Source organism: Bacillus aquiflavi (genome assembly GCF_019915265.1).
Classification (GTDB): domain Bacteria; phylum Bacillota; class Bacilli; order Bacillales; family Cytobacillaceae; genus Bacillus_BT; species Bacillus_BT aquiflavi.
The window spans coordinates 315,780-340,319 of the sequence record NZ_CP082780.1; the positions used below are offsets into that span (position 1 = coordinate 315,780).

23 protein-coding genes and 3 pseudogenes are annotated in these 24,540 nt (G+C 35.2%); 20 read left to right on the forward strand and 6 right to left on the reverse strand.

Annotation, left to right across the window (positions count from 1 at the left end):
• Window positions 1–90: 90 nt before the first annotated feature.
• The 7 genes and pseudogenes from K6959_RS18640 to K6959_RS18650 all read left to right on the forward strand — a co-directional run bounded on the left by K6959_RS18640 (window position 91) and on the right by K6959_RS18650 (window position 4,367).
• A complete protein-coding gene (locus tag K6959_RS18640) occupies window positions 91–1,092 on the forward strand; it encodes an HNH/endonuclease VII fold putative polymorphic toxin (RefSeq protein ID WP_262421856.1) in 1,002 nt (333 codons plus the stop codon).
• A gap of 13 nt (window positions 1,093–1,105) precedes the next feature.
• Window positions 1,106–1,586 (forward strand): annotated as a pseudogene (locus K6959_RS01635) (hypothetical protein).
• 445 nt (window positions 1,587–2,031) lie between these two features.
• Window positions 2,032–2,187 (forward strand): annotated as a pseudogene (locus K6959_RS19765) (ISL3 family transposase); the annotation flags it as partial.
• Window positions 2,188–2,248: 61 nt separating this feature from the next.
• Window positions 2,249–2,488: a transposase gene (locus K6959_RS01645; RefSeq protein ID WP_223087456.1), complete on the forward strand. Its 240-nt coding sequence runs from the start codon at window positions 2,249–2,251 to the stop codon at window positions 2,486–2,488.
• Window positions 2,485–3,132, forward strand: coding sequence for an HNH/ENDO VII family nuclease (locus K6959_RS18645; protein WP_262421857.1), 648 nt, complete (start codon window positions 2,485–2,487; stop codon window positions 3,130–3,132). Before K6959_RS01645 ends, K6959_RS18645 begins: the two co-directional genes overlap by 4 nt.
• A 1-nt stretch (window position 3,133) precedes the next feature.
• The gene (locus tag K6959_RS01655) at window positions 3,134–3,562 is read left to right on the forward strand and encodes an SMI1/KNR4 family protein (protein ID WP_163243606.1); all 429 of its coding nucleotides are present in this window, start codon (window positions 3,134–3,136) and stop codon (window positions 3,560–3,562) included.
• 286 nt (window positions 3,563–3,848) lie between these two features.
• Window positions 3,849–4,367, forward strand: a complete 519-nt coding sequence (locus K6959_RS18650; RefSeq protein ID WP_262421858.1) for a hypothetical protein — start codon at window positions 3,849–3,851, stop codon at window positions 4,365–4,367.
• A 110-nt stretch (window positions 4,368–4,477) separates the two neighbouring features.
• Here K6959_RS18650 and K6959_RS01665 read toward each other — a convergent pair.
• A protein-coding gene (locus K6959_RS01665) for an IS3 family transposase (protein WP_163243100.1) occupies window positions 4,478–5,631 on the reverse strand; the annotation gives its coding sequence in 2 pieces (ribosomal slippage) (window positions 4,478–5,379 and window positions 5,379–5,631; 1,155 coding nt in all).
• 304 nt (window positions 5,632–5,935) lie between these two features.
• Between K6959_RS01665 and K6959_RS01675 the strand changes: the two genes are divergently transcribed.
• Window positions 5,936–6,481 (forward strand): SecY-interacting protein Syd, encoded by a 546-nt coding sequence (locus K6959_RS01675; RefSeq protein ID WP_223087458.1) that lies wholly within the window; start codon window positions 5,936–5,938, stop codon window positions 6,479–6,481.
• Between the two features lie 288 nt (window positions 6,482–6,769).
• Here K6959_RS01675 and K6959_RS19975 read toward each other — a convergent pair.
• Window positions 6,770–6,981, reverse strand: a pseudogene (locus K6959_RS19975) (IS3 family transposase); the annotation flags it as partial.
• A gap of 181 nt (window positions 6,982–7,162) precedes the next feature.
• Between K6959_RS19975 and K6959_RS01680 the strand changes: the two are divergent.
• A complete protein-coding gene (locus K6959_RS01680; RefSeq protein WP_223087459.1) occupies window positions 7,163–7,438 on the forward strand; it encodes a hypothetical protein in 276 nt (91 codons plus the stop codon).
• Between the two features lie 653 nt (window positions 7,439–8,091).
• Here the strand turns inward: K6959_RS01680 and K6959_RS01685 are convergent.
• Entirely contained in the window at window positions 8,092–8,475 is a 384-nt protein-coding gene (locus K6959_RS01685; protein ID WP_163241069.1) for a RidA family protein, read from the reverse strand.
• A gap of 104 nt (window positions 8,476–8,579) precedes the next feature.
• On the opposite strand from K6959_RS01685, the gene K6959_RS01690 reads away from it, so the two are divergent.
• A complete protein-coding gene (locus K6959_RS01690; RefSeq protein WP_163241071.1) occupies window positions 8,580–8,945 on the forward strand; it encodes a winged helix-turn-helix transcriptional regulator in 366 nt (121 codons plus the stop codon).
• 821 nt (window positions 8,946–9,766) lie between these two features.
• Here K6959_RS01690 and K6959_RS01695 read toward each other — a convergent pair.
• Both K6959_RS01695 and K6959_RS18655 read right to left on the reverse strand, forming a co-directional pair.
• Window positions 9,767–10,540, reverse strand: coding sequence for a DUF2087 domain-containing protein (locus K6959_RS01695; protein ID WP_163241074.1), 774 nt, complete (start codon window positions 10,538–10,540; stop codon window positions 9,767–9,769).
• 437 nt (window positions 10,541–10,977) lie between these two features.
• Window positions 10,978–11,112, reverse strand: a complete 135-nt coding sequence (locus K6959_RS18655) for a hypothetical protein (protein WP_258561163.1) — start codon at window positions 11,110–11,112, stop codon at window positions 10,978–10,980.
• 503 nt (window positions 11,113–11,615) lie between these two features.
• Here K6959_RS18655 and K6959_RS01700 point away from each other — a divergent pair.
• The 5 genes from K6959_RS01700 to K6959_RS01720 all read left to right on the forward strand — a co-directional run bounded on the left by K6959_RS01700 (window position 11,616) and on the right by K6959_RS01720 (window position 20,270).
• Complete coding sequence (locus K6959_RS01700) at window positions 11,616–13,112, forward strand: TIGR02677 family protein (RefSeq protein ID WP_163241242.1); 1,497 nt, start codon at window positions 11,616–11,618, stop codon at window positions 13,110–13,112.
• Window positions 13,113–13,140: 28 nt separating this feature from the next.
• Window positions 13,141–14,304, forward strand: a complete 1,164-nt coding sequence (locus K6959_RS01705; RefSeq protein WP_163241077.1) for a TIGR02678 family protein — start codon at window positions 13,141–13,143, stop codon at window positions 14,302–14,304.
• Complete coding sequence (locus K6959_RS01710; RefSeq protein ID WP_223087461.1) at window positions 14,301–18,464, forward strand: TIGR02680 family protein; 4,164 nt, start codon at window positions 14,301–14,303, stop codon at window positions 18,462–18,464. Before K6959_RS01705 ends, K6959_RS01710 begins: the two co-directional genes overlap by 4 nt.
• Window positions 18,465–18,483: 19 nt before the next feature.
• Window positions 18,484–19,782 (forward strand): DUF2399 domain-containing protein, encoded by a 1,299-nt coding sequence (locus tag K6959_RS01715; RefSeq protein ID WP_163241082.1) that lies wholly within the window; start codon window positions 18,484–18,486, stop codon window positions 19,780–19,782.
• A 167-nt stretch (window positions 19,783–19,949) separates the two neighbouring features.
• Window positions 19,950–20,270 (forward strand): DUF5655 domain-containing protein, encoded by a 321-nt coding sequence (locus K6959_RS01720; protein ID WP_220185450.1) that lies wholly within the window; start codon window positions 19,950–19,952, stop codon window positions 20,268–20,270.
• Between the two features lie 568 nt (window positions 20,271–20,838).
• On the opposite strand, the gene K6959_RS01725 is transcribed toward K6959_RS01720, so the two are convergent.
• On the reverse strand, window positions 20,839–21,051 hold the full coding sequence (locus K6959_RS01725) for a hypothetical protein (protein ID WP_163241084.1): 213 nt from the start codon (window positions 21,049–21,051) through the stop codon (window positions 20,839–20,841).
• Between the two features lie 224 nt (window positions 21,052–21,275).
• On the opposite strand from K6959_RS01725, the gene K6959_RS01730 reads away from it, so the two are divergent.
• The 5 genes from K6959_RS01730 (at window position 21,276) to K6959_RS01750 (ending at window position 24,331) form a co-directional block, all read left to right on the forward strand.
• Window positions 21,276–21,731: a DinB family protein gene (locus tag K6959_RS01730; protein ID WP_163241087.1), complete on the forward strand. Its 456-nt coding sequence runs from the start codon at window positions 21,276–21,278 to the stop codon at window positions 21,729–21,731.
• Between the two features lie 284 nt (window positions 21,732–22,015).
• Entirely contained in the window at window positions 22,016–22,462 is a 447-nt protein-coding gene (locus K6959_RS01735) for an ASCH domain-containing protein (protein WP_163241090.1), read from the forward strand.
• 340 nt (window positions 22,463–22,802) lie between these two features.
• Window positions 22,803–23,441 carry a hypothetical protein gene (locus tag K6959_RS01740; RefSeq protein ID WP_163241092.1) on the forward strand — a complete coding sequence of 213 codons (639 nt, stop codon included), beginning with the start codon at window positions 22,803–22,805 and terminating at the stop codon, window positions 23,439–23,441.
• 497 nt (window positions 23,442–23,938) lie between these two features.
• Window positions 23,939–24,109, forward strand: a complete 171-nt coding sequence (locus tag K6959_RS01745; RefSeq protein WP_163241095.1) for a thiazolylpeptide-type bacteriocin — start codon at window positions 23,939–23,941, stop codon at window positions 24,107–24,109.
• 45 nt (window positions 24,110–24,154) lie between these two features.
• On the forward strand, window positions 24,155–24,331 hold the full coding sequence (locus K6959_RS01750; protein WP_163241098.1) for a thiazolylpeptide-type bacteriocin: 177 nt from the start codon (window positions 24,155–24,157) through the stop codon (window positions 24,329–24,331).
• Window positions 24,332–24,540: the final 209 nt, after the last annotated feature.

Genomic DNA, 24,540 nt, shown 5'->3' on the forward strand with positions numbered 1-24,540 from the left:
CCTACTATATTAATTGTGTCCAGAAATTATTAGTAGTGAAGGTTAAAAATTGAAAATGTCGATGATGCGTACCATGATCGAGTCGCAAAAATGAAGGGGAAATATACGAACTTCTTTGAAGGAGTAGGAGATGTCGTCGAAAATATAACCCAGGGCGCTACCGATCTCATTAAGGGACTGGCAAATGGAATAGTCGGGATGGTGACGGGATTGGTCACCGTTGTGGGAGATGCAGGTATAGTGATCCTATCAGGTGTTATTCCTGATGTAATCGAACCGCCTAAATTAAAAGAAAAGGCAGATCAAACGATTGATACATACACACAGGCTGCGATACAATTTATCCAAGACCCTATTCGTACAGCGGAATCTGTCGCACAGGTTGTGACCGATTCAGTTGAACAAGAAGGGATCATGTATGCTACTGGTTCTGCCTTGCCGTCTCTCATTCCAAGCACCTTATTAAAAGGAGCAAAAGGTCTTTCTAGCGTAAAGAGTCCTGGAAAATCACCGAAAGTGAACAACAGTAAACCATACAGCAAAGAATTTATCCAAGAAAAGATTAACGCAGCGAAAGCGGGAATGGGTAAGATGAAAGTGCCTGTACTTTATCGAGAGCAACTGTCGACAGGCTATTCTTCTCTGCCGATTGTTGGAATGGGAACGAAACCGCTTGGAGACATTCGCCCGCAAATGTTTTCGGTGAAGAGTGAAGGTAGGGAGAAGATAACTAAGGATACGGTTAACCTTAATAAAAAAAAAGCATTCAACAAAGCAAAGGATTTAGCTGGTATACCCAGGTCGCAACAACCTTCACGTCAATGGCAAGTTGGAGATAATGTTTATAAGAAAGGTGGGGACTATAAAAATTACGAGTACAGTTTAAATCCAACTCATCACGGGCGTTACTATGAATACGATACCCCTCAAGGAAAAAGGGTTATTGTGGAGCATATAAATGATGGAAGACTACATACACATGCAGGAAAACCAAAAGACGGTGCTAATCCATTTGAATATGATTTTAAGAAAGAAAGATACTCTAATATTTATGGTCCAAATGGCGACCATCACATTTATTACAATAGATAACGAGGTAATTGTAATGTCATATCAAAAAAAAAAAAAATACAAAAAAAAAATAGCATTGATGAATGCTAAAAAAAATTTAAATCAATTATCATATATAGAGCTTATTGATTTTGAAGATTATGATTCACATTGGGTGAAATTATTTGAATTTCAATTAAAACAATTTCGTAAGATAGATTCTGATCCCAACCTATATTAAACCTATTGGAGACAATAATGATTATATGTCTTGGTTTGAAAGTTCTTTAGATTTTCTAAAAGGAAAAAAAGAATGGTTTATACTGGTTCCAAATTGTTTACTCCCCGTATGGGCTAATGTTAGAGTGTTGAATTTTACAAAAGCAATTGAAGAGCTTTGGGAAAAATCAGAATACCGCGATATAATATTAGCTGACAAGTCTACGGGTAGGATTGCCCAAATTTTTTTTAGAAAAAAAAACTATGAGATTCATGTTGGCAAATGTGATATTACAAACATTGACAAGAAAAAATAATATTTAAGTTAACTTTTCCTATTACTATCTTGATTGGCTATATGTCTTTCAAGGTTTTTTGATTATGAATAAAAAGAAAAATTAGGGATATTGATGGTGAAAGTTGAACCGTGTCGAGTATATTTTCGAATTTCCATCAAAGGGCAAGAAAGAAAAGGATATAGCTTTGAAATATTAAAAAGGATTCATCATCACTTTTTGTGAAATAACATAAAAAAGGAAAACATTTTTGAATTCCTGGTAATAATGTTAGCACCAAACAAACATTAATAGGAGGTTCTAAAATGTTTTCCGTGTTACTAGAATTGCCAGAATTTAAAGTAGTTAAACGTGAGATTTTTTTGATACGCATTATTTTGTTCATGTAGAGAAAAAAGAAAGAAAAGAGCGCTGCGTCTATTGTGGATTTCATTCCTCGTCTGTCCATGATAGAAGGACAAGAAAAGTACGTGATTTATTTGTATTAAACAAACCAATATTTCTCATTATTCACATGAAAAGATATCGGTGCCAAAACTGTAAAGAAGTCTTTTCTTCTTTTTTTGAATCTGTAGGATCACATCAGCACTATACCCATCGTTTTCGCCAGTTTTATCTATGAACAAGTACTCGGAACAACCATTCAAGACATAAGCCGGAAATATAAAATAGCTTACTCAACAGTGGAACGTATTTTCTATTCGGTTGCTCATGAAAAAGCAAAGGAACAGGAGGCATTCATCCATGAAAGGCAAAAAGATCATGAAATCACGTTAAGCTTGGATGAAGTGGCCGTTCGAAAGGGACATACCTATGAGACCGTTCTTTATGATGCTGATTTAGGGGTGGTGATGGGTATGCATCAAAATCGTCATTGTGCCTCTACTATGGAACTTTTGTCAGTAAAAAAACGTGGTGATTGATACCCATTCATAAGGCAATTCAAAATCTTTTCCCACACGCACAGATTATTGTTGATAAGTATCAACTGTCGACAGGCTATTCTTCTCTGCCGATTGTTGGAATGGGAACAAAGCCGCTCGGAGAGATTCGTCCGCAAATGTTTTCGGTGAAGAGTGAAGGTAGGGAGAAGATAACTAGGGGTACGGATAAAGAAACTTATCAACATCTAAAGGACTATAAGAATAATAAATATTTTACTCGGAGTGTAGAGTATAATGCAGGTAAAGATGGCACAGGATTTACTTACAAAGTATATCAAAGAGGAGATATTAATTGGAATATGGTCCGAACAAAAGGTGCTAAAAAAGGTCGCGGGTTAACAAATGCTGAAGCATCTGCGAAATATGGACTTGCTCCTGTTCTTGATGATGCAGGTAGTGTTGCAACATTGCATCATTCACAACAAAAAGGTGTTGGACCATTATATGAAGCTTCAACTAGGTACCATAATATTAGTAATGCTAAAAGAGCTCCACTACATCCTTATAAAGGAAAGTTAAACCCATTTTATCCAATGGATGAAACAACTAGAGGAGCATTTCAAAAAGTAGATTCTATTAATTATTGGAAAATACGAGGAGAAGAAGCTTTAGGAGGAAAATAATATGAGTATTTTGCCTGAAAGACTAGATGAAGTTCTAGGAGAAGAAATATATAAACGTGAAGATAGCAATCTAGTACAGGATGCTTTAAAAAGGCTAGGTGTAAACGCATCAGATACTTTCCAAGAATTTTATTTCCAGTATGCCGGACCTTTTTGGGAAGAGCATGTACCCTTTGAATTACTAGATATAGCAGATGAAGAAAATAATATTGAATCATACACACTCATTTTTAGAAAAGAACATAGTTTTCCGAAGCAATATCTTGTTTTAAGTGAAATGTCAGCAAATGCTGTATTAGTGTTGGATACTGTAACAGATAAAGTTTATATAGTAAATTTTGAGGGTGGAGATGAACTGCTTTTAAAAGGAGAGTTAAAGGAAACTTGGTCATCGTTTTTTGATTTCTTGAAGGCATATTTTGATTGTTAATTATTGTTCAATAAAAGATAATTCATAGATACTTAAAACCTTGATTGGTAATATGCCTTTCAAGGTTTTTTAACTTTAAGAACTCTATGGTTAAAAACAATATCACTTTTGAATCAAAAACTCATGATGGTTAGCAAACTTACGAGATTGGTTGCAGTGACATTTAAATATAACTACCACACTTACTACTTGATTTAAATTTACACATGGGAATGACAAAGCTCGTTGTAATAATTAAGGAATAAAAGGTCTTTCTAGCGTAAAGAGTCCTGGAAAATCACCGAAAGTGAACAACAGTAAACCTTACAGCAAAGAATTTATCCAAGAAAAGATCAACGTAGCGAAAGCGGGAATGGGCAAGGTGAAAGTCCCTGTACTTTATCGAGAGCAACTGTCGACAGGCTATTCTTCTCTGCCGATTGTTGGAATGGGAACAAAGCCGCTCGGTGAGATTCGTCCGCAAATGTTTTCGGTGAAGAGTGAGGAAGGTAGGGGTACGGGTAATCCAAACCATCAGGTAAGGGTATATCGTAGTATCGAGGACACTGTTTTAAATAAAGAGTATGAAATAATTACCAGAAGGGGAACGTATGTTACTAAAATAGTAGCAGATGAAAAACTTGTTGTAGATATGCCTTATATAGGTAAGGGAAAACAAAATACAAATTCAGAAGGATGGCTAAGAGATAATAAGTATTATTTTAATGAAATATACAGATTACATCCTGAGTACTTTAGTGATGCTAACATCAAAAATCTTAATAATGGATGGGCTATTGTAAATGGTATTAGGTCAATAAAGTAGACACAAATTTTTTAGATTTTTATCCTCTACCGCGCTTTCGCTTGGTGGCCTCTTCATTCAAGAACAGAATGACTTCTGTTCTTGAATGAAGAGGAAAAGTGTATCTTGTGTTAACTTGCAGCTTTACTAAGGTACATACGTTCGTATTCGGACGGCGAAAGGTATCCATTGGCCGAATGAATTCTTTTTGAATTATAGAATATTTCGATATATTCATAGATTTCTTTTTTGGCCTGTTCTCTCGTCTTATATTTAGTTAGATAGATAAGTTCTTTCTTTAGCACACTATGAAAGGATTCAATGCAGGCATTATCATAACAGTTTCCCTTTCTGCTCATGCTTATATCCATCTCATACTTAGTCAATTTCTTTTGATAATCTTTTGAACAATATTGGCTGCCGCGATCTGAATGATGAAGAACAGAGCCAAGGGGTGGCTTCTGGCGGTTATATGCCCGATCCAGAGCGTTAATCACCAACTCTTTTGTCATTGTCTTATCCACGGACCAGCCAACAATTTTGCGAGAAAATAAATCCATTACGCTTGCTAAATAGAGCCAGCCTTCTGAAGTTGGAATATAAGTGATATCAGCGACCCATACTTTATTCGGTGCATCTACTTTAAATTCTTGATTAAGCTTATTCTCGTAGACTGGAAGAGAATGCTTTGAATTGGTAGTCGCTTTATATTTTTTAACTGTCTTTGACCGGAGATTCTCTTCTTTCATGATACGAGCTACTGTTTTTTGGCAGACAGGCACTCCTTTTCTTTCAAGGTCTTTTGCAATCTTTGGACTTCCATAAAGTCCCCTGGATTCTAAATATGATTTATGAACGTGCTTAACTAAAGTTTTATGGCGTTTTGCTTTTTCACTTTCAGGGCGATCCACCCATTTGTGATAGCCGCTTCGGGAAACCTTCATGACCTTGCACATCTTCTCCACACGGAAAATGAAGCGATTCTCATAGATGAATGAGAAAATTACCGATGGTCTTTCACGAAGAAGTGCATAGCCTTTTTTAAGATTGCATTCTCCTCCTCAAGATCACGTAGCCGTTTTTGCATTGCTTTTAATTGTTGAGCTTCTGTCATGTTTGGAAAAGAAGCTTCAATAAACTCTTCACCATATTTCTTTTTCCAATTGTGAATGGTATTTGGACTAATACCCAGATCCCTAGCCGTCTGGGCAACCGACTTGTTTTGTTCAATCATCATTTGGACTGTACTTCTTTTAAAATCTTCATCAAATGTTTGTCTGCTCATTTGGACACCTCATATTATTAGTTATTTTAATAATAAACTGTGTCTACTTTTGAGTCTAACATCAAAATGATGCTATCTTTAGGAAACATTTCCCTCAGTATGATATTGTCGGGTTAAAAGGAAAACCTTTAGTTCATCATCATATATTGGTGGTGGTGGTCAAGCAATGGCTATCCCACAACCGTTGCATCCGGGGAGTGGAGGAATCCATAATATTGAGAAACGAATAGGTATATGGGGGAAAGATCAGGAAAATGCTGAACGTCTTCAAGTATTTATTAAGTAATTTCTCTGGAGGTATAGCATGGAAATAAAAAAAGCATTAGATCATTATTTCAAAGAACTTATCAGCGTATGGGATAAAAAATACGGTACATATCCTAAAGCGCCATGGGATGAAGAGATTGATCCTCTACTGTATTTAAGTAGTCCAGATGAAGAAGAATATGTTTATTGGAAGCCTATTGAAAAAGTTGAATTAGATGACTTTACAAAAATTGAAAAAGAACTTGGTATTAATATTCATTATGCAATTAAAGAATATTTTAATTCGTACTGGTTCTTAAACTTACAAGGCTTTTACGGTTCACGATTAGTTAATCTTGAACCTGTAGAGCCAGGTAAACCTATATTAAGATTTTTTCAAACAATGAAACGATACGAAGAGAATAACGGGAGAGAATTTAGATATATACAAATAGGATTTGCCTCTCCTGAAGATATGGCTATTATCTTTGACAATGAAACAGGGAAGATATTAATAGAGAATTATGAAACAGAAGAAAATGAATTTCTTGCTAATTCACTTAGTGAATTGATAAATAATTTAAAAATTGAATGGGAAGTTTAAGGGTATTTCTTTTATATAAACTACTCTATACGGAAATTTGTTTAAGGGAAATAGAATGGGTTTGGAATTAAGTCAATATAGTAGACAATTTTTTTTTTTTTACCGCGCTTTCGCCTGGTGGCCTCTTCATTCAAATACAGAGTTAGACCTGTTCTGTACTTGAATGAAGAGGAAATAGACGGTTAGTATTTAACGTGCAACCCCACGTTGGTACATACGTTTCGTATTCAGAAGGCAATAAATAGCCATTGGCTGAATCTGAATGAATTTTTTTGAGTTTTAGAATATGATATATTCATAGATTTCTTTTTTGGCCTGTTCTTCGTTTTGTATTTGGTTAAAAAAATAAGCTCTTTCTTCGATATATTATAGAACGATTCTATACATGCATTGTCATAACAAATTCCTTTCCTACTCATGCTTACATCCATTGCGTATGATTTCAACTTAGCTTGATCATCCATAGAACAGTACTGGCTGCCACGCTCAGAATGATGAAGAATAGATCCTCTATGTAGCTGATGGCGCATGTAAAGGTGCTTATTGAACGTCTAATATCTAAACTAATTGAAACCAATTAGTTTAAAAGAAGAAGCTGATCTACGTTGATAGATACATAGATAGGCTGCGATACAATTTATCCAAGACCCTATTCGTATAGCGGAAACTGTCGCACAGGTTATGACCGATTCAGTTGAACAAGAAGGCATCATGTACGCAACTGGTTCTGCCTTGCCATCGCTCATTCCAAGCACCTTAGCTTTAAAAGGAGTAAAAGGTCTTTCTAGCGTAAAGAGTCCAGAAAAATCGCCGAAAGTAAACAACAGTAAACCATACAGCAAAGAATTTATCCAAGAAAAGATCAATGCAGCAAAAGCAGAATTGGGCAAGGTGAAAGTCCCTGTACTTTATCGAGAGCAACTGTCGACAGGCTATTCTTCTATGCCAATTGTTTGAATGGGAACAAAGCCGCTTGGTAATATTCGTCTGCAAATGTTTTCGGTGAAGAGTGAAGGTAGGGAGGTAACTAAGGGTACGGGAAATAATAAGCATTTAGATGATTTACCTAGAATAAAAAAAATTGAAGTGAACTTTAATAGAAAGGAAATGTTGAGTCAATCCAGCTACCTTAGTAAGTTCCGATTTTGTTTTCGAAAATAAAACTTGAAGTGAACATCCAAACTATGATTATCCAAAAAAATATTGAGGAATTAGAAGTAGAGATACCAAAAAACCGAAAAGCTATCATAATGTGCCAACTGAAGAAGAGATTAGGCGTTATTATGAAGTTATCTGGAAAGTCAAAAAATCTCAAGAGCTGAATTATTAGAACGCTTCTTTACAAGGGTTGTTCATTAATAAAAGCTTACAAATAGAGATTTTGACCGATAATTGAGGAAAAGGGCTGAATTGTCCCTTTTCCCGATTCTTATATAGAAAAACGCCATGCATTAATATATTTGAATCCTTATGAAATAAGAAGTACACAGAACTGTTTTCATAATCAAAATAAAGAGATAGTTGGATACCCGAAACTTTCTATAGGGATAATACCAGCATAGCTGTTACTATCTCTATTAGCGACTTTTTAAGTGATTATGGCGGGTGGATTAGTCCGTGTGTGCGACGGCGCTGATTTCGATCAGTTGCTCAGGGGATGCCAAGTAAGTCACACCGATGAGACTGCCGGCCGGCCGATGTTGTCCCACGTATTCCTTGAACAGCCGGACGACTGGCTCGAAATGCTCTTGCGCGTTTGTCAGATAGATCTCCACATAAGCAAGATTGGACTTCGTAACACTAAACCCTGCCAGTACGCGATCAAGATTTTCCAGCGTTTGCCGGGTCTGTGCTTCGATATCGCCTTTGCCGATAAATGCACCCTCCATATCGTGGGAAAATTGTCCCGAAATGTAGATAGTTCCGTTGACGCTGTAACCTTGAGTAATACCGTGATCCCAAAGACCGTGATTGTAGATTTTAACGTTAGTCATTTTTTTCTCTCCTTTACTTTAAAGTAAGGTCAGTATAAAATAAACGCAAACAAAAAAATAGTACGCACTTTTTTGATAGGTACTATCAGAAAGGATAGTAAAAAATGAGTATGGCTGACTATAAAGAGAAAGGTAATATTCAGGAGACACCCTTTGGTTATACATTGTCAGTGATTGGTGGAAAATGGAAAATGCTTATTATTTACCTTCTGGCAGAAAAACAACCTGTTCGCTTTAATGATTTGAAAAGACAAATAGGAGCTATTACCTTTAAAACATTGAGTTCACAGCTTAAAGATTTGGAAGCGGATGGCATGGTGAGACGGAAAGAGTATCCTCAAATTCCCCCTAAAGTCGAGTACAGTCTCACAGATAAAGCTGAAACTCTATTACCAATCTTGGAACAGTTATGTGAGTGGGGAGAAAAAAACCAAAATAAAAAAGCCTCCATTCATCGGAAAAAAATATAAGTTGAAAGTATTTCATCATCCCCACCCGTTTGACGGGTGGGGATGATTTTCCTTATTGGGTAGTAGAGGTGGTTCGATAGGCTGGAGGAGACATCTCTTTTTTCGCTGTATAAAGTATCATACTCAAATCCGATAGCACGTATAATTTCATTCAAGCTCATACCTGTGTGAGTTTGAAGATCCCCCGCATGGCTTTCCTGCATCAAGAATAATTGCATATTTTTAATTCCCTTATGGATTTTTCCTTTTGTTTGTTAGCAAAAACACAATAAGAGTTCTCATACATTCTCAACATAGAAAACAATATTATTTTTCATCTTCATTATTTTCCCATGTAATTACATCACCCATCAAAGAAAGCACTTGACCGCTTCCTTTTCACCAACCAACTTGTAAGCTATAATATATCAGTCAATGAGCTGAAAAGACTTAAGAGAATCCTAACGTAATCATTCTAGGATGGAAGATTAAAATTAAATAACGATTCTTACAATAAAAGGGTACATCCAACGAACCATTTTTTTGACTGTTAGATGCCACTCTTACCGTTAATCTTCGCTTACCTTTTTTCGAAAGATTGGTATGCTTTTAATGATAAAAAACAAAACAACTCCCAAAATAGAATAATAAGGAAATAAATGAAAATCAGTACCAATTTGCTTTCCTATGTTTCTGTAAAATTTTTCTACTTCGAGATAGTTTTGAACGGCTTTTAGTTTTTCTTCAAATGAAAATTTCTCCTTAAAAAACACACCTTCAATTATTTGTTATGTCTAACAATTAAGGTGGTAGTTCACTTTTATAGCAGGGACTGTTTCACATTAATTTTTGTTTATCCAGTATTGTGTGCATTCCTTATTTCGTTTCATAAAACCGTATTCAATTAAATATCGTCGAATGGTTGCATAGTCATGATAGATAGGCTGAAGTATGTCATTGACTTCTTTCTCTGAATAAACTTTATCAGAGTCGAAACGACTAATTATATGTTGTAAAATAACAATTTTACGCTTTTCTTTGCTTGGGAAGTTTGCAAGCGATCCATCAAGCCCCTGTTTAAAATAAGTGGATAAAATTTTTTCTCTTTCTTCATGTGTTATTGCATAACGTTCGTCAACCATTTTTGCCTCCTTATGAAAGTGAATGAATTCCTCTTTGTCTTTTTTCTTGCCAGCACTTTTTGAAAGTTGCATCATAATTGCTAGAAAAATTTTTGCTTGTTTTTCTTTTTCTTTGAATTTAAATCTATGATTTCGAATCGTCGAAGTGCTGCCTACATTCAACTTTTTTACGATGTCTTTATCATTTAAGCCCTGTTTAAAATATTGCAGAAGTTCTTTTTGATGATCGGATAAGCCTGTGTATTTCTTATTCATGTTTAATAATTGCTCAAATGTAGAACTATGTGATTCCTCAATATGATGAATAATTGCTTTCCTAGCTTCGTATAAAGCATTGTCTACCGGATACACGATTCCAGCTTCAAAATGTTTATTGCAAAAGAGACAGATATATTTTTCTGTTACTGGATCAAACGCATATCCGTTCGCCAGTTCTTCTACTGTTGCATTCCAAAATAAATCATCGTTTGCCATATTGCTCACCACCTTTTAGATGAATTGATTGTTCATGTCTTATTTCCATTAAAACTTTCAAAATGTTATATAAACCCCTTTATTAAAATGGGAAACATAAAAGTAATTTGTTTACTTATTATATAGACATTAATATTATTTGTCTAGTTAATAGTGGAACTTTTTAACATAAAAGAAGATTTTCCACACCTTCATCCATTTTTATATCTTTTTATAGCAGCAATAATAATCAAGAAGAAGCATATTATCTTAAACTTACTAAAAGAGGAAAAATGACCGGTGCAAGTATTGTGATCTTTTCATTATCGCTATTAAGGAAAATAATGAACCAGCTTGAACTATATTACAAAAGGTGAAATAAGCTTTATATAAAACGACAAAGGAAAGAAACAAGCCAATTTCTTCAAAGGATATGGGATATTTTTGTAAATGAAGAGCTAGTTAAAATCGTTCGTTCTTTCCATTATGTAAAACAATAAACCGATTATTAAAATAATTGGTACTATGATTATGATTAATACCCATGTCAGGCAACCCCATTTAGCTGTTTTTTTACTTTCATCGCTGTTCATTTGTCCTCTCCCCGTTAAAACTTCATTGCTGTTAAAAAGGCTTGGAGCTATATGCCTTATCAGTATTAATAATGATGGAGTAACCCCCGAAATGCTACTTGAAAATGCTCGTCGGCAGAGGCGCACCGTACAAGGTGGAAGCATAATGGAATAAGTACTTGTAAGCTTACAACGAAGAATGCGAGCGTTTGTCACCATTCTGGTACTAATATAACAAGATCTTAGTGCTGTTTTTATGTAAGAAGGAAAACAATGAATTCAGAATGTTCCTATACTTTTTAGATGTTTTTAATAAAATATTTCTACCTATATTTTTTTATTACGGATTTTCCAATATGGGTAACTTCAAAAATGGCAATGAGCTATTATTTTTGACAATTAATTTAATATTCCCTTTTCTATCTTAATAAAATCAAAAAATCCCCCTATTTTTGATAAAATAGTAGAAAAAGAGAATTTCTTGTGCTAGTGATTAGTTTGGATAAAGGATACTAAGAAAGGTGATGCATGTGGAGCGTTTTCCATCAAAACGTGTGAAAGAAGCGACGTACTTAACAGCGGAAAAGGCTTGGAGTTATCGAGCCATATTACGTTATTTTTATTTACAGCATGAGCGAATGCGAGATTTTTTGTTTCCTGAAGAGATATTAGTGTATTTAAAGAATGACTATGCTTTCCACTTATATGAAATGGACGAGCTTCACCAAGATTTAGACACGTTAGTGAGATGGGGAAACTTAATCGCTCGTCAAGAATTAGGGAAGTCGAAGACGATTGAAGAATTTAAGAAAAAAAGGTTTCGTTATCAATGCACCCCTTACACAGTAGAATTTGAACGAATGTTAATCCAACTTGAGGGGATGGGGGAATCATTTGGGGGCTCCTTAGAAAAAAAGCAGTTTGAAAGATTTTATCAAGTACTTCTTCGGATAGAAACAGTTGTCCAACGTAAAACGTTTGAAGTAGATGAAGAGTGTGCGCAGATCTGGAATGATGTATTAACATATTTTCGGCAAATTACACAAAACACGTCTGATTATATCGCTTATATTAACAGTGAAGAAGTCGAAGAACGAATGCAAACAGACACCTTTCTTATATACAAAGATCAATTTACGATATATTTACGTGATTTTATTATAGGGCTGCAAAGTACAGCACTACAAACACAAGAGCTATTATCATCCTTGCCAATAGAAGTGATGTATCCTTTTTTTCGCCAAGTTATTCGTCATCAACAGCAAACATTTCGCTTTTCAGATAAAATAGCAGAGGCAACGAAAGAAGAAGTTTCATGTAAAGAATTGGCTGAGAAATGGAAAAGCATCGTATCATGGTTTTTAGGCAATGAACATGGTGAAAGCGAGTTTGAAATGCTTGAAGCGAGAACAAGTGAGGCGATTCGCAGAATTACTCGTGTTGTCCAGCGATTAGGAGAGCGGCATCAGTATTTTCGCAGTAGGAAAAAAGACTATATGCATTTAGCAAAATGGTTTGCTGGGATGGAAAATATTGAGGGTGCCCATGAATTATCATCTGTTGTTTTCGGAGTATTTCATACGCGCCATTTTCTTGGAGATCATGTGCCGACAGAAGATATTTATATGGATGTATGGGAAGAAGCGCCAATGATTCATGAGACAAAGCCGAGAATAAGAGGTTATCGCGAAAAAACAAAAGCAGGTTCAGTGCAGAGTAACAAACAAAAAAAGGAAGAAATGAGAAGAAAGCATCTGAAGGAACAAAAGAAGGAAAAGGACTTAATCGAAAAATATATTGATGAAGGGGTTATCCACCTTGATAAATTATCGAATGTTGAAAGCTCTGTTCGAAAAATATTTCTCCTTTGGATCGGCAAAGCAATGGGAAGACAAGATCATATAATCAAAACAGAATTTGGGAGAGATGTTCAAGTAGAAATAGATCCAAAACAAAAGATTCTGCTTCATTCAGTCGATGGTGTACTAGAAATGCCAAAAGTCGTGTTACGTTTTCTATAAAAATGATCATAATCTTGGTGGTGGTGAAATGGATAACGCTCTTTTTGATGAAAAAGCCCAAGAGGCTCTCGCTACACTAATGGAAAAATTTTGGGTTCTTCGTTCACTTGAGCCTGACGTATATCAGCAAATACGGCAACGAGAGCATGTATTAAAGCGTTATGTTACAGATAAATTCGGTTTTGATTTGATCGTTCATCAGCATTTTATTAAGTTAGAGAAAATCCCTGTTGAACCGAAAGCTTGGATGGGGATTCAGTCTTTTTCTGAGCCAATGGACTATGCGATTTTTTGCTGCGGACTTGCATTTACAGAGCGGCGTTCGGTCGATGAGCAATTTCTTCTTTCGGAATTAACAGAGGACATTCAAGATATGTATCCCGGTGAATTTTCATTAAATTGGACGAATTATCAGCATCGAAAATCGCTTGTTCGCGCCTTAAAAAAAATGGTCGAGCTTCATATCATTAAAATGGTCGATGGTGATATTGAACAGTTTGCGATGAATGAAGAGCAAGAAGTCCTTTATGAAGTGACTGTATATGCACGTTATTTTATGAGATCGTATCCTGATGATTTGTTTCAATATAAAACGACACGAGAGATTTTAGCGAGTGAATGGAAGCGTCATGAAGGAGAGGAGCGCAGGAAGCGAGTTTACCGAAAGTTAATGTTTTCACCTGTTGTTCATCGGGAAAGCGGGGATGATGCGGACTTCGCTTATATTCGAAATTATCGCAATCGACTTCGTGATGATATAGAAGAGCATACTCCTTTTCGATTAGAGGTATTTAAAAATGCTGCAATGCTTATGCTTGATGAGAGAAAGCAAAAGTATACGTTATTTCCAGATCAAAAAGGCATCATGGATGTCGTTCTTCATTTTAGTACTGTCCTTCGAGAAAACCTGAAAATTGAAGAAATCAATGATTTAGGAGAACTGCGCCTTACGACGAGTGAGTGTGAACGAATACTAGAGAAGGTACAAAAGCGGTATCAACATGGGTGGAGTAAGCAATATCGGGAAATGACCGTTTCACAGTTAAGAAAAGAAGCAGTAAATTTTTTAAAAGAATGGGAGTTGCTTCAAGTGGAAGTAGAAACAGGAATGCTTATATTGAAGTCTGCAATCGGGAGAATGATTGGGGAATATCCACGTAATTATGTAGACCGAGAAGGTGAGTCGAGATGACAAATAAATGGGTGATGAATCGTGCAGGGCTATTAAACTTTTGGTATTACGATGACGAAATCTTTGATTTTTCAGATGGGAAATTACTACTTCGTGGAAGTAATGGTTCGGGAAAATCAGTTACAATGCAAAGTTTTTTGCCAGTGCTATTAGATGGAAAGAAATCACCAGATCGTCTTGATCCATTTGGATCAAAAGCTAGACGGATGGAGGATTATTTATTAGGAGAAAAAGAAGTTGTTGATCGTGATGAGCGAACAGGGTATTTATTTATCGAATACAAAAAAGATCAGACAGATCAATTTATTACAACGGGGATTGGCTTGCAGGCTAAACGTAACAGACCGATGAAGTTTTGGGGGTTTGTTATTACAGATGATCGTAGAATTGGTCATAACATAGATCTATACAAAGTTGAAAAAAGCGGTGGCGAACAACAAAAGATTCCTCGCTCGCGTATCGAATTAGAAAACGTCATCGGCAACGGGGGATTTGTTGTTCAGACGCAAAAAGAATATATGGAGTTAGTCAATAAGTACATTTTTGGATTTAGTACATTAGAAGCGTATGAAGACTTAATCAAGCTATTAATTCAATTGCGCAGTCCGAAGCTATCAAGGGATTTTCGCCCAACGGTTATTTATGAAATTCTCGAAGCGGCTCTTCCACCGTTAACAGATGATGACCTTCGTCATTTATCAGACACGATTGAGCAAATGGATCAAACGAAGCAGCAAATTGAGCAGTTAGAACGAGAATATCATGCAATTCAGCAAGTAAATCATATTTATGATCAATACAATCAACGAAGGTTAGCTGATCAAGGTCAAGAGTGGTTAACTTCAAGAAAAAAGCTCGAGGATGAAAAGCAAGCGCTCGTTTCTTTACAAGTGAAGGAAGCAGCGTTACAAGAAGAAATAATGAACAAACAACAAGAAAAACAACAACTAGACCGGCAGCAAGAGGGGTTACGAAAGAAACAAGAACGATTGAAATCCCATAAAGTATGGAATTTACAACAAGAGCTTCGGGAAGAAGAGGCAAAGCTAGGGGAAGAATCGCAAAAGCAAGTAAAACTTGTACAGGATGTTTCTAAATTGGAAAAACAAGATATTCAATTACGTAATCAAAAAGATGATTCAGAAGTAAAAACGATTGGATTGGAGACAGACATTAACGATCAGTTAGAAGATATGGCATATAGCGCTGAAAAATCTTCATTCAAAAAACACGACATGAATGTAGAAGACTATGTTCGAGTTCGAGAGCAAGGGTTTGATTTTACTATATGGAAAAAAGAGACAGATGAGCATTTGAACAATTTAGATGAAATGGTAGAGCACTTCCGCTTGTTTCAACGGTTAAAAGAAGATTATGAGGAAAAAGATTTACAACGGGCAGAAGAACAGCGAAAGCTTGATGAAAAGCTTCAGGAAGAAAGAGAATGGATTCGATTATTTGAGGAGGATATAGAGAGGAAGCGTGCTGAGATTCATGAATGGGTGCATTCGTTAGATTGGATAACTGAGATAGATATGAAGCTACAGCAAAGCTCCAGAGCGCTGCAAACTTTGTATAAGGATTCGAGCTTTGATGACGTAAAATCCCCTTTCCGAGAAGCTTTTTTAGCTTTCGAAGAAGCGGAGCGAAAGAAGCGGGCTGCACTCATGTTTCAAAAAGAGCGGTTAGAGGAACAAAAAAGAAATAAAGAAGAAGAACTGGAACAATGGCGCAAGAAAAAAGATCCAGAACCTGAAATGGCAGAAGAAACAAAAGCCGCTCGAAAGGAATTACAGCTAAAGGGCCATGCGTTTATTCCATTGTATGCTGCGGTAGAGTTTCAAGATCATGTTCCGCAGGATGTAAGACAGCTAATAGAAGGGGTACTGTTTGAGACGGGACTGCTTAATGCGTTAGTGATGAATGAAGAAGTCAATGTTGTTTATGACAGGGTACTAATGGCAAATCCTGTACTATTGCAAATGACCCTTGCTGATTATTTAAAGCCGGATCTTGAAATTGATTCACATGTTTCCCATGAGCGAGTCGAAGAGGTGTTAAAGTCAATTATCATTCACGAAGCAGACGGAAATACGATAATTTATGAAGATGGACGTTACCAAATCGGGCTTTTAAAAGGACATGCCCTCCCGTATAAAGAAGTTAGGTTTATCGGACGGTCAGCGAGAAAACGTTACCGCAAAGAAAAAATCGTTCAAATTGAGGCGGAATTAGCGAAAATTACTGCTGAAGTTGATCATGCGAAAATAGGAATTGAAACAATCAATCAACGGATGCTTCAAGGGAAAAAAGCAATGGATCAATTTCCAAAGGATGCTGATTTACAAGAAATCCACCAACAAGTTGAAAAAACGAAATTTCTCATCACTCAGCACCAAGAACAAGTGGAAAAGTTTGATCAACTAGTTAAGTCTATTTATAAAAAATACCAAAAGCAAAAGTATGTCATTGATGAACGTGCCCGTAACTTTGATTTAGAAAAAACATTAGATTCTTATTTAACTGCAAAACGTGAAATGGCTTATTATAAAGATCAATTATTTGGCGTCATCAATTTGCATACTCAGTGGATGAATGAAATGAGACGAGTGCGTGAGTTAACAGAACGAATAGACGAGATAACGGAACGAGTAGATGAACTTAGAGGTGAGTTAAATATTATCGTTGATCAAATTGAACGGTTTAAACAACATATAGATGATATTCAAGAACAGCTTGAACAAGAAGGTGCGGAAGATATTCGCAAGAAAATTAACGAAGTTGAAGATGCACTAATGAAGGTTAATGCACAGCTTGACGATGCAAAGCAGAGACTTCCAGAAATACAAAAAGACTTACAATATGTACAACGAGACATTCAGAGGCAATTAGACAAACATGAGTTTTGGCTTCAAATGGAGAGAGCGTGGTTTCAGTCGTTTAAAAAAGAAGTCGATTACCACTTTGTATTATCTAAAGAGGAAGCAGAAGCTGCTGATGAGATTGAGCATGCCAAACGAGTGTTACAACAGTACAGTAAGCTTGTTACAGAAAGGGATTCGAGTCGTATCGATAGCAATTTAACGAGTACGTATTATGCGCAAAGCTCTGATTTAATGGAGTACCGAATGAAAGACTATCGAGATTCTGTAACGCTGCCAGAGTGGATGACGAATGAATATGTTGGGGAATACAAGCCGTTTATCGAACAGTGGCAGCAAAAATCTAATCGTAGGATCATTGTTTTGGATTACCAAGGAAAACGTGTAAGCCCGTATTACATTCAAGAGATCATTGAAAAAGATAAACAACGTCAACAAACCTATCTTAATGAACAAGATCAAGAGTTGTATGAGGAAATATTATTTAAGTCAGTAGGAAGTAAACTGCGCAGTCGTATTAGACGGGCACAGGCGTGGACAAGGAAAATGAACTATCTAATGGAAACTCGTGATACCTCATCGGGGTTAACGTTTTCGATTCGTTGGAAACCAAGAACAGCAGAAGTTGAAGAGGAGATGGATACGAAAGATTTAGTCGAGCTTCTTATGCAAGATGCTCGCTTATTAAAGGAGCGGGATTTACAGCAAATTATTAAACATTTCCGTTCAAAAATATTTAATGCGAAACAATTACTTGATACAAAATCAGAAGGACAAACGTTGCTCCAAGTGTTAAAAGAAGTCCTTGATTATCGTAAATGGTTTTCATTTGTGTTGTCTTATCGAAGGGAAAATGAACCGAAGCGCGAGTTAACAAACCATGCCTTTTATAAATTTAGTGGCGGAGAGAAAGCGATGGCGATGTATATCCCATTATTTACAGCTTGCTATTCACGGTATCAAGAAGCGGACGAATCAGCCCCTTATATTATTTCACTTGATGAGGCTTTTGCTGGAGTAGATGAAAATAATATTCGTGAAATGTTTGAAATCGTCGAACACCTTGGTTTTAATTATATTATAAATTCACAAGTGCTATGGGGAGATTATGATACGATTTCGACGCTTGCTATTTGCGAGCTCGTTCGTCCGAAAAATGCTGATTTTGTCAGTGTTATTCGTTATCATTGGAACGGGAAAAAGCTTATCGTAAATGAACTAGCGGAAGATGTAACTGAAGAAATAGTAGAACAATTCAAAGGCGAAACGTTCGTGTAAATGAAAGGAAAGGTGTTTTGTGTCTAAAGAAAAGCTAGCTGATGCTCGGCAATTTTTTCGAGAGCATCCTGTGTACGATCGTCTTTTTACTCGATTTAAGAAAAAGTATCAATCTTTAGGGAAAATTGGTGGAACGGTAAAGATAAGTGATTTTCCCAATCGTGATTTAATTGAACTTGCGTCTTTTTTCGGGACAACTCGATCTGAATTATTAGATAAAGGGAAAGGAAAACTATCTCTTTTGGCTTTTGAGCGACAGCTCGAGCGGACAAAATTTGACGGAATTCCTTTACTTGAGCTGCTGGAGTCTTTTTTTGAAGAGAAGATATTGACGAACAATGAACTGAAAAAGAGGAAAGAGATTTACATAGAAGAGTCATTTCGTGAATTATCTGAGCGCTTTCCCGTTCTAACATTTTGGTTTCAATATTTACAAAAAAAATCAGCGGATACGTACTGGATTTATCGTTTACTAGAAGGTAAGAAGTCTTTTTTCTATCATGATGTTCGTATATTAAGTGATGCTTTCAAACACCTCCCAAAGGATGGAGAACGGATAGCAATGTTCAGTCATCGTCTTACAAAAGATCCGCATGCCTTTGATCAAAATACAGAGCTCGGAAAGCTTTGGCTTCATTTGTTATCAGTACATTCACGAAATGAAGAGGAGGGTGAAATCACGATCCCATCTGATAGTGAAGCGATTAGTCAGTTACTTGAAAGGTATATGCTTTATCGTGATGATATTACAAATGATGTTACTGTCGTTAACATTCAAGCGGAGACTGCTAAAGGGTCTCATCCTGTCTGGAAAGCAGCGACAACGTGTGAAGTACCGACTGTATTAAATGTGCCAATTCGTGAATTAACTTCACTTACTAGAGCGTACCCCGCTGGGTGTAGTAAAAAAGTATGGATTGTGGAAAATTCAGGTGTGTTTTCTACTATTTTAGATCGTTTTCCGACCGTACCTCTTATTTGCACTCATGGGCAATTTAAGCTTGCAAGTCTTAAGCTTATGGATTTATTCGTCAAAGAAGAATGTTTGCTTATGTATGCGGGAGATTTTGATCCTGAAGGGCTAACAATGTTACAACGATTAATGCTACGCTACGAAAACTTTGTCGTTCCGTGGCGGATGGATGTTACTCATTACGAAGCTTCAGATCCAACAGTCATGTTATCGGAAGATCGTTTAGCAAAGCTAAAGAGTATTACAATTAATGAATTACAACCAGTGAAAGAGGCAATGTTAAAGCGAAAAAAGGCAGGCTACCAAGAAGCGATTGTACCTTTATATTTTAACGATTTAGCATGATAAATCATAATTCTAGTAAGACATCATCACTTTTTTTGAAATAAATAAAAGGAAAACATTTTCGAATCCCTAGTAAAAATGTTACCCAACAAAGATTCACTAGAATGTTCTGAAATGTTTTCTATGTTACTTAAACTGTAAAAAAATTTCCTGAATTAACGGGACCTATGTTAAATTTATTTGAACGACTTAGAAAAAGAATTTGTAATATCGATAGTTCGGTTAGAGAAGAATTCAAGAAATTATATATTGCTTATAAAACATCAACAAATTTTGTTGATATTGTACCACAAAAAAGAAGACTTCGTTTAAGTCTTAATATGTCTTTTAGCGAAATACATGATCCAAAAGGAATTTGTAAAGATGTGACTAACATAGGCAGATGGGGGAATGGTGACGTAGAATTTGGAGTTTCAAGTATTGATGAAATTGAAGATGCGATGTACTTAATACAACAGTCTTTTAATAAACATAGAGATGAAGATTAGTGATGAAAATGAAAATTGAGGAAATCTGGCTGTACTGGAAGAAGAGCTAAAAGAAATGATTGAACACGATATGATTGCGATTTAAAATCTTTTTGTGTATTACGATGACAAATGTAAAAGGATGTTTGTAAGAGAAAAGATTAGTGGATTTACGCAAAAACCCCATCGTATATGATTAAAGAGAACGAAAAGCAACTGGAAAGGATGTTTAATTTCGGAAAAAACGAATGAGGAATAACAAAATTTTTTTATCTCTATCCATCATTTGATGAGTATATTTAATGATTAAAAAGTGCACCAACTTTCAAATTTAAATAGAGATTGTTCAGGTTATTTCCAGTTGAAACGCTCATAAGAGAATTAAACGAAGAGTTAGGGATTTTTGTAACGATAAAGGATGCCCCGATATTTGAAAAAGATGTATGTATAGAAGGGAAAACGGGACCATTTATTAGTCGTGAGATTTATTACAAAATATTTATGAAATCCGATACATCGATAACATATTGAAAATTACCCTTGACACGGTGTCAAGGGTAAATGAGCAAACTAAAGTGTATACTAGAACTTATTTTACGCTTCCTCTAATGATTTTTTGTAATTGTTCGATTTGTTCATTTGATAAAGTACTAGGAGATGTTATTCTTAAGCAAGGTAACTCTATTTGTAGTTGTATGCCAAGAAGTACAATGTCAATTGGGCTCGGTATACTGATACATAAAATTTCATTGCCAGTACAACAACTGTTAGAAGAAGCTTTAGGCTCACTATTAATTTGCATTTCTTTTACCTCCTTTCTGTTAAACTTGTATCATTTATATGTACAAGTTGAATGACTGCTTGTTTTTTCACCTAATATATGATCAAAAAGGCGAAAATAATAGGTTTGTTATATCTATTTCATATAAAAATACAAAGAAAGAGAAAGGTGTATCAAAAAATTTAGTGTAACTGTTTGTTCCATATTGAGTGTGCAAAACGGCATTTTTGAAATGAGGGAATGGAATGACAGAAAAAAATAAAATAATCACTCATTATGAAAACTCATTAATGTTTATAAAAAATTTGGAAAAGGTATCAGTATACGAATGGTCTACGCCCATTAAAGCAGGAAAATGGAGTGTAGCTGAAATTGTCGGGCACTTCATTACGTGGGATCAATTCGTATTAACTGAGCGTATCCCATATTTTTTTAAAAACAATACTCAACTTAAAAGACCAGATGTAGAGAAGATGAATGAACAATCTTCGCGTAAAAGTCGGGCGATGAGCAAAGAAAAAATTATCTCTGATTTTCTCCGGACACGAAAGGATTTGCTAAAGGAAGTTCAGTTAATTGGTAATGAATATTGGGATAAAGAAATAAGAATTGGAGGAACTTTGCTTTTCTTATCGGATTATTTTAACGGTCTTATTCACCATGAAAATCATCATTTTAGGCAAATTCGTGAGTGGCTATAAAAAAAAAAAACGCTGGTATTATCATTTAATTATCCGAATATTACGAATCTATCAGGTAGCTTTAAAACCTAAAAAAACAGTGCGAATGTTCGGCGATGGAAATCGACAAAGTGGATTTAAAGGGTATTCTATCAGAATATAGTGAAAAAGAATGCAACAAGTAAAGATATTTCAAACGATTTACCGCTAAAGTTTAAGGTATAAAGTCCTGTTTTAACTTAAGGAAGAAAATGATGATAGAGCTGTAATATCGTAATCAAGATAGTAGGAAGGAAGAAGAGAGCATGAATAAAGCAGCACAAATATATTGGGAAGCCTATTGGAAAGAGAGAGAAAAGCCTCAGTCAGTTAGCGCATGGCAATTTGGCGACAATTCAGATGATCTTGCACAGTTAGTAATAGAAGGTAAAAAAACAGCGACATGTTCCGCGTACATGATATATGAATTAGAACATGAACCATTACCGACTATAGGAGATTATAGCATTATTTTGAATAGTGCTGAAGAACCTGTTGCAATAATTAAAACGACAGAAGTAACGTTGACGCCAATGAATGAAGTGACAGAAGAATTTGCTTTTGCTGAAGGAGAAGGAGATCGATCATATCGATATTGGAAAGAAGCTCATGAAGAATTCTTTACAGATCAATTAAATAAGATTGGTCATAAATTTTCTGAAGATATGTTACTTGTTTGTGAACGTTTTGAATTAGTAGATGTAAAGAAATAGAAATAAAGCAGTTCCCTTTATTCTGATTAGTTTAATTAGTATTAATTAATTCTGCCTATTTTATCCCAAATAAACACCATTTCTCCCCTCTTATTATTTTTATATAAAAAATAGGTGTTTTTTCATCCCTAATTCCTCACTTTATATAGAAAATAATTGGGAGTTTGCTAAAATAGAAATAGGGGAAGGTTTTTACAGATGAGATAATTAAGTAGTGTATTGTTAAATTATGTGAAGTTTAAATGGGTGAGGTGTTACTATGTCCTTTATAAGATGTTCGTTGTTCAAATCCCTATTTATATATAGAGAGGGATAGTCGAGAATTATAGGGGGGATTCTTATGGTCAGAAAACAAAATAATCTGAACGGAGAAGTTTGGAATGATGATGATGACAGCGACTTAGCTGAAATTGTCTTAAGAAAGGTTAGAGAAGGAGATACGGTCATAAGTGCGTGCAGGGAATTTTCGGAAAAAACAAATAGGAGAAGAACTGCTGATGCTTCTAAATTTCGTTGGCATACACGATTAAAGCAACAATATATGGAGGATTACAATATAGCGCGAGCCGAGGGAAAGAAAAAGAGAGAGTTATTGAAAGGAAAAGTGAACGAAGCAAACTGCGATAATCAAAAAGAAGTTCATGTAATATTTAAGGAAAAAGAAAAGAATATATCTATTGATGATATTATTACGCTTATGAAAAGATTTAAAAAACAGCAAGAAGATGATAACGAGAACAACTTCGAAAGAGAAAAGGATAAAATTCAACTTGAAAACGAACAAATTAAAATAGAGTTAGAAAAAGTAAAGAGAAAATATAAATATACGAAAGAAGCCTTATTAGAAGTTAGTGAGAACTATAGAAAATTAATCGATGCTCTGAAAGTGCTGCAAAAAGCAGGGATTCAAATAAATGTTCCAGAGCTTAAGCCTTTTAAATATAAAGTCAATAACGTTCCAACTGTTGAAGAAATTTAATGATACATATATATATAAGAAGTAATAAGATTAATAATAGAAGCAGGGATTAACAAAAAGTTATCCTGCTTCTTTTTTTTCACTAGTTAATATTTGATGTTCGTCTTTTTCTATCACTTTTTACTTAACTGCTCCTCTTTCGTTCGTAAATGATTATAACTTTTTTAGTTTCAAACCTTTTTTAAATTGTATTTGAAAAATAAACAAAACATGAGTAATTGTTTGCTTTTATTTTTACGCTTACTTCATCACTTATTTTGTCGAATCATGGATACTTTAGCCTTTGATTTGTAAAGATTTTATAAAATTTTAAACATTACGGGCATAAAAAAATTTCCTTCGATTGTAAGAAGAACGTTGTTGTGACGCATGTTTGCGGCAAATAGATCAACTTTATATTTGGAAATTTAACCACAACAATCCTAAAGTGTTATTTGACTAGGAAATTATGACATGATATAGTTTTTTATGAAAAAGTTGTCTAAGGAGGTGATAAAATGAGAGAAAATGTCGATTTACGTAATATTTTAGAGGAAATTGAGAACATCGAAATTATGGAAGTTTCTGAATCAATGTTACTATCAGAGACAGGCGCAACAAGTGGCTCTAGTTCATCTGGAAGCACATCTTGCTGTGGATCATGTTCTTGTATTAGCTGCGGAAGCTAATCGCTCTTTAATTCTAACAAACAAAAGACTAGGAGATGTTCAATTATGAAGGAAAATTTAGACTTAAAAAACATTTTAGAAGAAATCGACAATATTGAAATTATGGAAGTTTCAGAGTCTATGTTATTATCGGAAACAGGTGCAACAAGTGGCTCTAGTTCATCTGGAAGTACATCTTGCTGTGGTTCATGTTCTTGCATTAGCTGTGGGGGAAGCAAGTAATCTATTGCTAAAAATATTTCAAATATTCAGTTAATTATTCTGCTTTAAAAAATTATTTATAAGAATGTCTATTCATTCATAGAAAAAGGGCTCAATTTGCAAATCGTGAAGGTTGGTAGACCAGGTCAGCATATTTGCAAATTGATGTCCCCTTTTTGAATTTTACCACTCTTTTGTTTGTGAGTAAAATTTAAAAAGGCGAAAAGGTT